The following is a 13236-nucleotide window of genomic DNA, read 5'->3' as shown; positions in this document are numbered from 1 at the left end:
GCGTTTTTTTTTGTCTTGTGGAGCAGCGGATTTGTGAAGTTCAACGCTCGCGCACATCCGGCAGCAGCACCGTCAGCACGCCCGCCAGCGGCAGGAAGGCGCACAGGCCATAGATCCAGGCGATGCCGTAGAGGTCGGCCAGATGGCCCAGCAGGGCCGCGCCGATCCCGCCGAAGCCGAACATGAGACCGAAGAACACGCCGGCGATCATGCCGACCTTGCCCGGCACCAGTTCCTGCGCATAGACCACGATGGCGGCGAAGGCCGAGGAGATGACCAGTCCGATCACCACCGACAGTACGGCCGTCCAGAACAGGTTGGCGTGCGGCAGCATCAGGGCGAAGGGCGCGGCGCCCAGGATCGAGATCCAGATCACCAGCTTGCGGCCGATGCGGTCGCCAATCGGGCCGCCGACGAAGGTGCCCACCGCCACCGCGCCCAGGAACAGGAACAGAAACAGCTGCGAGGAGGCCACCGACATCTGGAAGCGTTCGATCAGGTAGAAGGTGAAGTAACTGGTGAAGCTGGCCATGTAGAAGTATTTGGAAAACACCAGCAGCGCCAGCACCACCAGCGCGCGGCGCACGGTAGCCGCCGGCAGTGCCTGCGCCGCACGCGGCCTGGCCTTGCCCTTGTTGGCGGCGAGATGGCCGCGATACCAGGCCGACACCCGCGACAGCACCACGATGGCCAGCACCGACAGCAGCACGAACCAGGCCACGTTGCCTTGGCCATACGGCACCACGATGGCCGCCGCCAGCAGCGGGCCGAAGGCCGAACCGGCATTGCCGCCGACCTGGAAGGTCGACTGGGCCAGGCCGAAGCGGCCACCGGAGGCCATGCGCGCGATGCGCGAGGCTTCCGGGTGGAAGGTCGAGGAGCCGATGCCGATCAGGGCGGCGGCCAGCAGGAAGGCAGTGAAGCTGCCCGCCAGCGCCAGCAGCACGATGCCGACCAGGGTGGCCACGGCACCGGTGGGCAGCAGCCAGGGCTGGGGATGGCGGTCGGTATACATGCCGATCCAGGGTTGCAGCAGGGAGGCGGTGACCTGGAAGGTCAGCGTGATCAGCCCGACCTGGGTAAAGGTGAGCCCGTAGCCGGTCTTGAGCATGGGATAGATCGAGGGCAGCAGCGCCTGGATCATGTCATTGATCAGGTGCGCGCCGCCGCAGGCCAGGATGATGCTCATCACCAGCGGCTGGGCGGCGATGGCCGCAGGAGAATCGGTGGAGGCCGTCGCGCCGGAAGGCAGGGTGGCATTGGAGTCGGTGGCACTGGTCATGGTGTCGGGGATGGCAAGCACGAGGAAGACCCGAAGCGTATCATTGGCACCTATTCATGCTGATGACACTTGTTGTCGAATAAATGCCATGCGTGCCCACCTGACTTCCGTCTGCCCCAGCGCCGAAGTGGATGCCTTCCAGCACCTGCCCAGCAGCGTGGTGGCCTTTGCCCGCGAGCTGTCGGCGCGCGACCTGCTGACGGCGCACTCGCACCGGCGTGGCCAACTGCTCTATGCGGTGGACGGGGTGATGCAGGTGCGCACCCCGCAAGGCGTGTGGCTGGTACCGCCGCAGCGGGCGTTGTGGGTGCCGCCACAGGTGGAGCACGAGATCCTGATGCTCACGCGCGTGAGCATGCGCACCCTCTACATCGAGGAGCGGCAGGGCCAGGCGCTGGGCGCGCAATGCCGGCTGCTGGAAGTGTCGGTGCTGCTGCGCGAATTGATTCTGGCCTTGCTGGCCGAGCCGCGCGAGTATGCGCCGCGCAGCCGGGCCGGCCATGTGGCCGAACTGATCCTGTCGGAACTGGCCCGTGCGCCGGCCATTCCGGTGGCCATCCCGTGGCCGCGCGACCGTCGCCTGCAGGCCATCTGCGAAGCCATTCTGGACGATCCCGGGCGGCAGTTTTCGCTGGCCGACTGGGCCGGGATGGGCGGGGCCAGCGTGCGCACGGTGATCCGGCTGTTTCCGAAGGAAACGGGTTTGCAGTTTCGCCACTGGGTGCAGCAGGTGCACCTGAGCGAAGCGCTGGTGCGGCTGGCGCGCGGGGATGCCGTGGGGGTGGTGGCGCAGGCACTGGGCTATCGCAGCCAGAGCGCGTTTTCCAACATGTTCCGCAAGGCTCTGCGCAGCTCGCCCAATCACTACCTGCCGCGCCAGGACCGGCGGCGCATCACGCTGGACTCACCCGCTCAGTAGTTGATGACCACCACCTTGGGCCCACGCCGGAGCGCAGGCGCGGAAGCCTGCGCGCGGTCGGCCCCTGCGGCGCGCTCGGGACGCTGCGGGTCACGCTCCAGGAAGTAGGGATCATCCTGCGGGGCGAGGGCCGTGACGGCCCCCATGATCTGCTGGGCGCGTTCATTGGCTGCGCCTTCGCCGACGGAACAGACCTGGAAGAAATCGGCGCTGCCCTCGGAAAAATCGACGCGGCACTTCTCCGCCACCACTACCGAGATATCCAGCGCACCGGCATTGGCGGCCAGGGCCCGCTCGGTGCGGGCTGCTTGCCAGGTCAGCATCAGCGCCAGCAGCGCGACGACGGCATGGGTCTTGTTCATGAGATTCTCCTGTTCCGCCCTAATGTAGCGCTTCGCCATGCACCTGCGCATCGGAGAAATCCTGAGCCGCCACGTTCGCCGCAATCGTCTCAATCGCCCGAGACGCCGCGTCCCGCCTGGATGATGCCGGTTTGCAAGTGTAAAGATTGCCGATCTTTTACCGTAATCAAGTCATGAGAACTCCGAACCAGGAGAGTGGACATGGCAATGGAAACCGATCTGGCCATCACGGCGCGCGATGCGCTCACGCAACTGGCCCAGCAACAACAGCCGCGCAACGAGGCCAATGCTGCGCCGCCGGGCGCGCCCGTGGCGACCGTCACCGCGCTGCCCGAAGAAGGCGTGACGCTGTCGCTGTCGGCCCAGGGCAAATTGATGGCGGCCCTGGCCACGGCGGTCGATAGCGTGACCACGGCGGCGGTCGATTCGACCGAGGCGGCCCAGGCCAGTCCCATGCAAGGCGTGGTGAAGACCCTCATCGATGCCGCGCGCCCGATCACGCGTGACACGCTTTTTGCGATCGAAGCACGGCTGGTGGCCGCGCGCCGCGGGGCCGATGCGATTGCGGCCGCCGATGCCGAGCTGCCACCGTCGAATGATCCGCAGCGGCTGCGCCAGGCACGCCAGGCCACCGAGTCCTTGTATGGACGCGCGGACAATCCGTTTACCTACATGTCGCGCGCCGAGCTGTCGGCCATCGTCTATGACGAGAGCGGCGCCTACACCACCAACGAGCGCTACGCAGCGGCCAACCAGCGCACTTCGCTGGATCAGAAGTACTGGGCACCGGTGTTCCAGCGCGCGTTGGAGAGCGGTGACTGGAAGCCGGTCATCACGGCGGCGCTGGTGTTCTATGCCAGCTTGTCTGCATTGGAGCAGACCGCCTATCCGGACAACTACGCGCAACTGCTGCAGCAGTATCTCGATCTCTACCAGTTGCAGTCGCCTTCCTCGCCGAATGCTTTACCGCCGCAACAACAAGCCGACCTGGCGCGCATGCTGGAAACCCTGGTGCTGCCGCTCGGTCCGCTGGCGCTGGCCGGCGGCGTGATTCGCGGACTGATGCTGCCCCGTCTCGGCCCCTCGCTGGCCGAACTGATCGCCGCCGCACCGCGCCTGGCCGATCTGGTTCAGATCAGCAACAGCGCCCATGCGGCGCAGGACAGCGCCTATCTGGTGCTGCTGCAACGCGTCTTCGGCGTCACGCGCCGCGAGGACGAGCCCTCCCCGGTGCGCCGTGCTGCGGCAGGGACCAATCCACGTGACTTCCTCGCCTATGGGGATCGCCGCCTCCTGGCCGAGGCCTACGCCTATGCGCAGTCGCATGCAATGGCGCTGGAAGACATCGATGCCCTGGCGCGCGACCTGGCGGCCTATCGCCGCTGGCGTGCCGCAGCGGCGGGCCTGGCGGCCGTGGGCCAGTCGGGAGACGGCGGCATGGAGGCGGTGGAACAGGTCTTGTCGCATGCCGCGCGCATGAGCAGCGAAGAGGCCGTGATCGCGCGCCGTCTGCTGGCCAGCCGTGCGGCCAGCCAGACGCAACTCGATCATGGTTTCCTGGCCTGGCTGCTGGACCCTGCCGGCGGTGGCTGGCGCGATGGCGAACTGAGCGGCCATGCCAGCAATTTCAGCGCGCTGGAAAAATTGCTGGCCGGACTGGCCGGGGTGGCCATCGGCGACAGCCTGGGCGAGTCCGGCGAACTGGAAGCCTCCTATCGCATGGTGCTCGAACGCATTGCCTTGCAGGATCAGGAACCGCAGTGGCTGCGCCAGCCCGCGCAAGCCGCCGCCGAGGGCACGCGTACGCTCACGCTGGCCGCGCAGATGGCGGCGCTGGCGCGCAGCGATGCTGCCGACAACGCCTTCATGAACAATGCCCTGATGCTGCTGCGCATGTATCGCATGTCATTGACCATGAGCCCGGCCGAACAGCGCACGCTGGCCGAGCTGGTCTACTCCGCCATGAAGAAGCGCCGCGTGCGCGCACGCCGTGGAAAACTCTTCGTGGCGTGGGCCGAGCGCAGTCCGTTGATGCCCTCGCTGCCGGGCTGAGACAGTGGCCTCATGCGTCGGGCCAGGCGCGCTGCAGGATGGCTTGCTGCGCCGCCAGGCTGGTGCCGCCGAGGGTACCGTAGACACGTCCACCATCACCGTCGGCGCGGCTGGCCAGGAAGGCATCGGCCGATCCGCCCGGGGCATGGTGCGCCATCAGCATGCCCTGCAGGGCCAGCACCAGTTGCTGTACCAGACGCCGGGCACAGGCTTCCCGTTCTTCCTCCGTTGCCGACAGCATCTGCTTGAGTGAGCGCACCCGCTGTGCCAGCGCAGGATGGGTGCTGGCCGCATCGTCGAGTGCCATCAGCAGTTGCGCGAAGCCTTCGGTCTCGCGGCTGATGGCACGCAGGACGTCCAGGCACATCACATTGCCCGAGCCTTCCCAGATCGAATTGACCGGCGCTTCGCGATAGAGCCGCGCCATCGGACCGGTTTCCACATAGCCGTTGCCGCCCCAGACTTCCATGCATTCACCGGTGAATTCCAGCGCGCGCTTGCAGATCCAGAACTTGGCGGCGGGCGTGACGATGCGCTTCCACGCGCGTTGCAATGGATCATCGGGCGCATCGAAGGCATGCGCCACGCGCAGCATCAGCAGGGTGGCGGCCTCGCTCTCCAGGGCCAGGTCGGCCAGGACGGCGCGCATGATGGGCTGTTCGGCCAGCCGGCGGCCGAAGGCACTGCGGTGGCGCGCATGGTGGATGGCCTGCACCAAGGCCTGCCGCATCAGCGCGGCGCTGCCGATGATGCAATCCAGGCGCGTGTGGTTGGCCATCTCGATGATGGTCGGAATGCCGCGGCCATCCTCGCCGACCATGATGCCCATGGCTTCCTCGAATTCCACTTCGCTGCTGCTGTTGGAGCGATTGCCGAGCTTGTCCTTGAGACGCTGTATCAGGATGGGATTGCGCGTGCCATCCGGCAGCCAGCGCGGCACGAAGAAACAGGACAGGCCGTTCTCGGTGCGCGCCAGCATCAGGTGCGCATCGCACATCGGTGCCGAGAAGAACCACTTGTGACCGGAGAGCAGGTAAGCCTTGCCGCGCCCGTCTTCCAGCGGATCGGCCGGCATGGCGATGGAGGCATTGCTGCGCACGTCGGAACCCCCCTGTTTTTCGGTCATGCCCATCCCGATCAGGATGGAGCGCTTCTGCGTGATCGGCAGGTCGCGCCCGTCGTGCTCGCGCGAGAAGAGGCGGCTGCGCAATTGTTCGAACAGCGCCGGTTCCTGCTGCAGCACCGGGATGGCGGCGAAGGTCATGGTGGTCGGGCAGAGCGAACCGGCTTCGATCTGCGCATGCAGGAAGTAGCCGGCGGCGCGCGCGGCGTGGGCACCATCGCCCGGCTGCATCCACGGCAGCGCATGCAGGCCGGCGCGGCGCAGCTGTTCCAGCAGCGTATGCCAGGCCGGGTGGAATTCCACCACGTCGATGCGATGGCCGGTGCGGTCATGCGTGTGCAGCACCGGCGTGTGCGTGTTGGCCAGCGTGGCCAGTTCACGCATCTCGGCCCGGCCCAGCAGCTCGCCCTGGCTGGCCAGGGTGCAGTCGTGCCAGTGTGCGCCTTCGCGCTGTACCGCTTCGCTCAGGGCGAGGTCACTGCGGTAGAGGTTGTAGTCGCACAGGTCGGGGACCTGATTGGTGATGTCATGGGTGTGCATGTCGTCTCCATGGTTGCGCAGCCGCTTGCCGATGAGTACGCCCTGTTGGAGTTGTGATGGGGGCGTGTTCACTACCGTTCACTACAGTGTAGGGCATCGTCGATGGGCGGACAGGGCAACATTCCTTTAAATGATTTGGCTATATCCTTATAAGCATCTTGTTAGGCCGCGCCGCCGGCACATGCGGTGGAGTCATATTAGAATGCCCCTTTCGACCAAAGATCGCCCCGTGCCTGCGCACGGCTGCGCAAGGAAGCCAAGCAGATGTCTTATCCGACCATCGAATCCACCATCGGCAATACCCCGCTGATCCAGCTGCCGCGCATCGGCGGCGAAGAAGCCAAGCGCCGCAACAACCTCATCCTCGGCAAGCTCGAAGGCAACAATCCCGCCGGTTCGGTCAAGGACCGTGCCGCCTACTCGATGATCACCCGCGCCGAAGCGCGCGGCCAGATCAAGCCCGGCGATACTCTCATCGAAGCCACCAGCGGCAATACCGGCATCGCCCTGGCGATGGTGGCGGCCATGCGCGGCTACAAGATGGTGTTGCTGATGCCGGAAAATCTTTCCGAAGAACGTCGCCAGAGCATGGCCGCCTATGGCGCGAAGATCGTGCTGACACCCAAGAGCGGCGGCATGGAATACGCCCGCGACCTGGCCGAACAGATGCAGAAGAACGGCGAAGGCCTGATCCTCGACCAGTTCGCCAATGCCGACAATCCGCTGGCGCACTATGAGACCACCGGTCCGGAAATCTGGCGCGATACCAAGGGCAGCATCACCCACTTCGTCAGCGCCATGGGTACCACCGGCACCATCATGGGCGTGTCGCAGTACCTCAAGGAACAGAATGCCCAGGTGCAGATCGTGGGCGCGCAGCCGGAAGAAGGCTCGTCCATTCCCGGCATCCGCAAGTGGCCGGAAGCCTACCTGCCCAAGATCTTTGACCGCTCCCGCGTGGACCAGGTGGAATCCGTCAGCCAGGCCGATGCCGAAAACATGGCGCGCAAGCTGGCCGTGACGGAAGGCCTGTTCTGCGGCATCTCCGCAGCCGGGGCCTGTGAAGTTGCGGTGCGCCTGTCGCATCAGCTGGAGAATGCGACCATCGTCTTCATCGTGTGCGATCGCGGGGATCGTTATCTGTCGACTGGCGTGTTCCCGGCTTGAGGCGGTGAAGGCAGTGCGTGGTCCGCAGCAGCGGACGCGCACGATGCGCACGGTGCGCACAACAGGATGCAATGAAAAACGGAGCCGATGGCTCCGTTTTTTATATGGTCGGGCGCAAGGAAAACTTAGTTTTTTCCGTATGGAAATTAAGTTTTCCTCAAGCTCTGCCTCAGCAACAGCACCGCGGGGGCGATGCTGCCGGACAGAAGCGGATTACTCCGGGGTGCCGCCAGTCGGTGCCGGTGCGCCGGGCGCTGCGCCTGGCTTCGGCTTGAACTGCTTGTCGCTGATGCGGAATTTTTCGCGGCGGTCGCCCATCAGTTCGCGCAGTTCGCGGATCGACAGTTCGCTCACCTCGTGCATGCGGATCAGCAGCGATGCGCCCACCGGCAGGCGACGGTGACGGATCTTGCTGATCACCGGCGGTGCCACTTCCAGCGCGCGCGACAGGGCGGCATCATTCTTCAGATGCAGCTTTTCGATCAGCGCATCGAGCAGATGGTTGGGATCGTAGTTGACGTGATCGGTGATCGAGTTGGATTCAGCAGTATCGTGGGTATTCATGATCGGGACGTTCCATTATGCAGATGTTTGTGGAAGGCATTGCGCCTATGCATTAATTGTTTGTAAAACTGCAAAACGCGACTGACGTTATCCGAGAAGGCGTTGCCTCTTTCTGCAAGATATCGAAAGCCCTATCAAAGAACGGCTTCAAAACAACACGGTTCAAGTTCTCTGTTCTCTGACCTAGTGCGCCTGAAGCAGCAGCACAACAATAATTCTATGTCTATATAGAAATAATTGCACATTTTTCATGCAGTCAGAAAATTCTATTCCACAATAGTTGCAGAAACTCATTTTCGAATTTGTAACAGATATTAACAGGATTTTTTGCGCAGTTGCTATTGTTGTTCTTTTGATACGACAAATGGAAGCATATTCCAGCCACTTAGCCCCAGATTGCGCAAGGTAGCCATGTTTTTCTCAAAGATGGCGGCCGCGTCGGGGTAGGCAGCCACCGCCCGGTCGATGCTGCTTTCTCGCAACAGATGGAGGATGGGAAAAGGCGAGCGATTGCTGTAGTTCTCGATATCGTCCGGTCCCGCGTCGGCAAACTGGTAATCCGGATGGAAGCTGGCGATCTGCAATTCCCCGTCCAGCTCCATTCTTTCCAGCAGGCGATCGGCCCAGTCCAGGAAATCGTTGTACTCGTGAAAATCGGCTAATGCGAGCGGCAGGATGAAGAGGGTGGTGTCGACCTGTTCCGGGTCGGCTTTTGCCAGAAAGCTCAGTTCTTGTTCTAGCTCAACAGAAAGATCATTCCAATCCTGCTGCCGGCTGACGTGGTATCTGACCTGATTCTTCACATGCACGGACTTGGCAAATGGACAGAGATTCAGGCCGATCACGGCCTGTTCCAGCCAGGCGCGTGTCAGCGCCACGACAGCGTCGTCGCTCGGAGTTGTCAGGGAAGGGGCAAGGGAAGGTGAAGAAGTGCTCATACAGGCATTGTCGCACGGCCATGGCGGGGGCAGCCACGGTGACAGGCCACCGGCTTGATCTGTCCCATCACAAACGCCCACAGCCGCGCCAGATCGGCTATGCTTGCCAACCTTTGACGGCAGCCCGCCACGCCGGGCCGCCTTTCCCTTGCACGAACAGATTCCCATGGCGCTCAAATCCACCATCTTCAAGGCCGACCTGCAGATTTCCGATATGGATCGGCACTATTACCAGCAGCACGCACTGACCATCGCCCGCCATCCCTCCGAGACCGACGAGCGCATGATGATCCGCGTGCTGGCCTTCGCCCTCAATGCCAGCGAGGCGCTGGCCTTCGGCAAGGGCTTGTCCGATACCGACGAGCCGGACCTGTGGCAGAAGGACCTGACCGGTGCCATCGAAGTGTGGGTGGAAGTCGGCCAGCCGGATGACCGTGCCATCCTCAAGGCCTGTGGCCGTGCCGACAAGGTGCTGGTCTACAGCTACAGCAGCACCTCGCACATCTGGTGGGGCCAGACCGGCAGCCGCGTCGACCGCGCCAAGAACCTCAAGGTCATCAACATCCCGGCCGAAGCCAGCCAGGCCCTGGCGGCGCTGGCCCAGCGCACCATGCAGCTGCAATGCACGATCCAGGATGGACAAATCTGGCTCGGTGCCAATGAGAACATGGTGTTGATCGAGCCGGAAACGGTGAAGGACTTTGCCTGATACCTTGCCTGATGCAACGGGTCAGCAAGTAGCACAGCAGTCTCGGCTGACAAAACAAACGCGTCCGAAAACTTAGTTTTCCGGACGCGTTTTTTTAATCTGCGGCAAGCAAAAACTTAGTTTTTTTCCAGCGCCTGCGCGCGTTGTTCCAGATGCCCCAGCAGCCGCTGCCCTTCTTCGGAGTGGAACCAGTCGGCATGGCCGAGGAAGTAGGTGTCATAAGCCAGCGAGGCATTCTGTGGCGACTGCGTGACGCCGTGGAAATAATCCAGCTCGGCCAGCGCGAACTCGGCATGCACCAGCGGCAGCAATGCCGCCAGGGCGCGCATCTGGCGTGCCGTCAGAGGCAGCGTAGCGGCATAGCCATCGAGCATCGCATCCAGCAGATCGAGGTGGACCAACTGCACGGCACGTTGCGGAATGGCCAGCCACTCTACGATGTTGCGCTCGATCGCCGTGGCCAGGTCGTGCAGGGCGCAGGTGCGGTCACACAAACCGAAATCGAGCACGGTCTGCACCTGTGCTTCGTGCGTGGCATCGCTCCACAGCAGGTTGGAGGCGTGCCAGTCATTGTGCGTCCACAGCGGGACGAATTCATCCAGATACGGCTTGAGCGCGGCATGCCAGGGCAGCAGGTGCTGTGCCACTTCACCGCGCCAGGGACGGTTTTCCAGATAGTCGGCAATGGCCGGGCGCTGCTCGATGTAATGCTGCAGCGGACGGACCGGATCTTCCTGCGAGAAGATGGTGAAGCTCGACACCAGCGGACGCGCCGGACGTGCCGGCGCATCGTAACCTGCCGAGGCCAGGTGCAGCCGGGCCAGCATCTGTCCCGCTGAGCGGGCATGGGCGCAACTGGTGAAGGGCGTCCACGACATTGCTTCCCGATACAGATCCACGCCCGGTGCCAGCGGGAAGACCTCATAGGTCCAGTACTCATCGGCCAGTGCCGTCGCGCCCTCACGGGTGGCCAGCGCGCTGCTGACCGGCAGCCCGCGCGCCTGCAGGTGGGCGACGAAGCGATGTTCTTCGGCCAGCGCCGCCACATCGCGCACGCGCGCATGATGGCGTTTGACAATGATGGGGCCGCTCTCGGTCTGCATCACGCAGGCCGCCGAGAACGGGCGCGGGCTGTGCCACTCCAGCCGCAGCGGCTGGCCCACGTCGGGATAGTGGCGCAGCACGCGCGCCACCTCGGCCGAGGTCAGCGCGGGCCAGTCGGAGATGACCGGCTCCACGCCCATGCCGTGGCTGATGACGCGGGTGAGATGATGGGAAGCGGCGTCCATGGCGACTCAGCAGGGCGGCAGATCAGAAATCATATTGCAGCGACAGCCGCGCGGTACGCGGCGCGCCGAGGTGCACATAGCCGTCGCCGAGGTACTGGCCGGCATCCTTCCAGTAACGCTTGTCGAAGACGTTGTCGAGGTTGGCGCGCAAGGTGGCGGTGTGGCCGCTGATGCGCAGCTTGTAGCGCAGGCCGGCATTGAACACATGCACCGCCGGCAGACTCACGCTGCCGTCGCGGGTAGCGGGCTTGCTGGCGCTGTAGAGCCAGCTGCCCATCAGGTTCACGCCTTCCACGCCCGGCAGGGCATAGTCGGCATGGACGCTGCTGCGCAGGCGCGGTACGTTGACCACTTGCTGGCCATCGTAGGCAGCAGTGCCGGTATCGCTGGCGCGCGCGCGGGTGGCCGTCACGCTGGCACCGACGGCCAGGCGCGGGGTGAGCTTGCCGCTGGCACCGAGTTCGAGGCCGGTGTTGGTTTGCTGGCCGTGCTGGACATAGGTGAAGCCGCTGCTGCTGTTGTCCGGTTGCTGGTACTCGTAGGCCTTGCGAATGCGGAATACGGCAGCGGTCAGCGCCATGTCCGGCGAGACGTCATATTTCACGCCGGCTTCCAGTTGACGTGCCACGGAGGGCGGCAGCGTGGTCGGGAAGTTGCTGACCCAGAAGGGCGCAGACGTGCCCAGCGTCAGCGTCTCGGCATAGCTGCCGTAGAGCGAGACGTTCTGCAGCGGCTTGAAGATCAGCGCCAGTTGCGGCAGGAACAGGTTGCGCGAAGTCGCACGGGTGACGCTGCCGTCCGAAGCGAAGGCCTGCTCGTTGAGCCACACCTGTCGGCCCCCGGCAATGGCTTGCCAGCGCTCGGAGAATTGCAGGCGGTCGCTGAAGAACAGGGCTTTCTGGCGGCTGTCCAGATTGCGATACGCCGCGCCGGGCACATCGGTGGCCGGTGCCAGTGCAGGCGTTCCGCTGTAAATGTTGCCACTGCCGACCAGCACGCTGATGCCATCCGATTTATCCACCACCCGGCGCGACATGGCCACGCCCATGGTCAGCTCATGCTTGAGCCAGCCGGTCGCGAACTTGCCGATCATGACCGCCTGCGCTTCATCGTTGCGACGTTCGTCATTGGGCACGCGATAGTCATACACATCGAAATCGCCATTGGCCGCAAACGTCGAGGATGCCCCGCCACCGCTGCCATAAGGGAAGGCCAGGTAATCATCGATGACGGCCCGGCTGCGGCCCGCCTGCACGTAACCATGCCAGTCCGCATTGAAATCCGTGTCCACGCGCAGGCGATAGTTGAGCGAGCTGTCACGCACCGGCTGCGCCCACGATTGGGGCGTCAGCATGGTCCTGGGCGAGACGCCCGAGGGCAGCGTGGTGCCGCCCAGCAGCTGGTACCCGGCCACCGAGTGCTGGGCCTTCTGCTGGTATTCGGCATCGAACTGCACCAGCGTCTTCGACGACAGCGCCCAGCTTGCCGAGAGCGAAGCGAAGTCACGCCAGCCATCGCCATTGTTGACGTAGGAGTGGATGTCTTCATGTGCGGCATTGATGCGTAGGCCGAACTGTTTCTGTTCACCGAAGAGCGTGCCCAGGTCGGTGGCCAGATAGCGCGATCCATAGGAGTCGGTCCCCAGCGTGATCGAACGCACATCGGCCGGACGCTTGGTCACGTAGTTGACGATGCCGCCCGCGCTGCTCACACCGGCCTGCAGGCCGGCCACCCCCTTGAGGAATTCGACGCGCTCCTTGTTTTCCAGCGCGATGGTCTGCTCGCCGGCCACGGTGAGGCCATCGATGCGATAGGCGCTGGCCGGGTCCAGCGTGATGCCGCGAATGCTGAAGTTTTCGTAGTAACCGACCGGCGCATAGTTCTCGTTGATGGACGCATCGTTCTTGACCACATCCGAGAGCAGGCGCGATTGCTGGTCCTGCATCTGCGCGGCAGTGACCACCGCCACCGAGGCCGGCGTATCGATCAGCGGCGCATCGTCGAAACCGGCCACGCCCGCCGAGCGCACGCGGCCGGCGTCGCGGCCGGTACCGCTGGCGGTGACGTTGACCGTGGGCAGGGACTCGCCCTTGTCGTCGGCGGCGTCGGCCGCACGGGCGATGGCCGGTAGGCCGAGCGAGGTGCCGGCCAGCGTCAGCATGAGCGTGGAGGCCAGGGGTGCAATGCGTTTCATCGTGGTTCTATCGTGGAAAGAAAGGAGCAGGAGCACGCAGTGCGCGCTCCCTCATCAACAGTGCCATCAAGGGTGAATCCGGGTGGGCGAGACGGCA

At 64.1% G+C, this 13236-nt stretch carries 11 protein-coding genes; 4 read left to right on the top strand and 7 right to left on the bottom strand.

From position 1 onward, the window contains the following. Positions 1–40: 40 nt before the first annotated feature. The gene (locus MKD49_RS22385; protein WP_305882138.1) at positions 41–1282 is read right to left on the bottom strand and encodes an MFS transporter; all 1242 of its coding nucleotides are present in this window, start codon (positions 1280–1282) and stop codon (positions 41–43) included. Between the two features lie 88 nt (positions 1283–1370). On the opposite strand from MKD49_RS22385, the gene MKD49_RS22380 reads away from it, so the two are divergent. Continuing rightward, positions 1371–2201, top strand: coding sequence for a helix-turn-helix transcriptional regulator (locus MKD49_RS22380; RefSeq protein WP_252697408.1), 831 nt, complete (start codon positions 1371–1373; stop codon positions 2199–2201). On the opposite strand, the gene MKD49_RS22375 is transcribed toward MKD49_RS22380, so the two are convergent. Further along, positions 2195–2563: a hypothetical protein gene (locus tag MKD49_RS22375; RefSeq protein WP_252697407.1), complete on the bottom strand. Its 369-nt coding sequence runs from the start codon at positions 2561–2563 to the stop codon at positions 2195–2197. The genes MKD49_RS22380 and MKD49_RS22375 overlap by 7 nt on opposite strands. 201 nt (positions 2564–2764) lie before the next feature. On the opposite strand from MKD49_RS22375, the gene MKD49_RS22370 reads away from it, so the two are divergent. Then, complete coding sequence (locus tag MKD49_RS22370; RefSeq protein WP_252697406.1) at positions 2765–4615, top strand: hypothetical protein; 1851 nt, start codon at positions 2765–2767, stop codon at positions 4613–4615. A 10-nt stretch (positions 4616–4625) separates the two neighbouring features. On the opposite strand, the gene MKD49_RS22365 is transcribed toward MKD49_RS22370, so the two are convergent. Continuing rightward, positions 4626–6278 carry an isovaleryl-CoA dehydrogenase gene (locus MKD49_RS22365; RefSeq protein ID WP_252697405.1) on the bottom strand — a complete coding sequence of 551 codons (1653 nt, stop codon included), beginning with the start codon at positions 6276–6278 and terminating at the stop codon, positions 4626–4628. Between the two features lie 264 nt (positions 6279–6542). Here MKD49_RS22365 and cysM point away from each other — a divergent pair, with 264 nt between their 5' ends. After that, positions 6543–7445 (top strand): cysteine synthase CysM, encoded by a 903-nt coding sequence (cysM, locus tag MKD49_RS22360; protein ID WP_034338429.1) that lies wholly within the window; start codon positions 6543–6545, stop codon positions 7443–7445. Between the two features lie 213 nt (positions 7446–7658). On the opposite strand, the gene MKD49_RS22355 is transcribed toward cysM, so the two are convergent. Further along, the gene (locus MKD49_RS22355) at positions 7659–8009 is read right to left on the bottom strand and encodes a hypothetical protein (RefSeq protein WP_088754773.1); all 351 of its coding nucleotides are present in this window, start codon (positions 8007–8009) and stop codon (positions 7659–7661) included. Positions 8010–8347: 338 nt separating this feature from the next. After that, on the bottom strand, positions 8348–8947 hold the full coding sequence (locus tag MKD49_RS22350; RefSeq protein ID WP_252697404.1) for a DUF1415 domain-containing protein: 600 nt from the start codon (positions 8945–8947) through the stop codon (positions 8348–8350). A gap of 166 nt (positions 8948–9113) precedes the next feature. Between MKD49_RS22350 and MKD49_RS22345 the strand changes: the two genes are divergently transcribed. Beyond that, positions 9114–9656 (top strand): YaeQ family protein, encoded by a 543-nt coding sequence (locus MKD49_RS22345; RefSeq protein WP_034333929.1) that lies wholly within the window; start codon positions 9114–9116, stop codon positions 9654–9656. Positions 9657–9772: 116 nt separating this feature from the next. Here the strand turns inward: MKD49_RS22345 and MKD49_RS22340 are convergent, their stop codons facing one another. Further along, positions 9773–10945 (bottom strand): phosphotransferase enzyme family protein, encoded by a 1173-nt coding sequence (locus tag MKD49_RS22340; protein WP_252697403.1) that lies wholly within the window; start codon positions 10943–10945, stop codon positions 9773–9775. Between the two features lie 22 nt (positions 10946–10967). Continuing rightward, positions 10968–13139, bottom strand: a complete 2172-nt coding sequence (locus tag MKD49_RS22335) for a TonB-dependent siderophore receptor (RefSeq protein ID WP_252697402.1) — start codon at positions 13137–13139, stop codon at positions 10968–10970. Positions 13140–13236: the final 97 nt, after the last annotated feature.

The organism is Herbaspirillum sp. WGmk3, from assembly GCF_023952535.1.
Classification (GTDB): Bacteria; Pseudomonadota; Gammaproteobacteria; order Burkholderiales; family Burkholderiaceae_D; genus Herbaspirillum; species Herbaspirillum huttiense.
The sequence above is the reverse complement of the archived record's forward strand: the minus strand, read 5'-3'. Positions and strand labels throughout refer to the sequence as shown.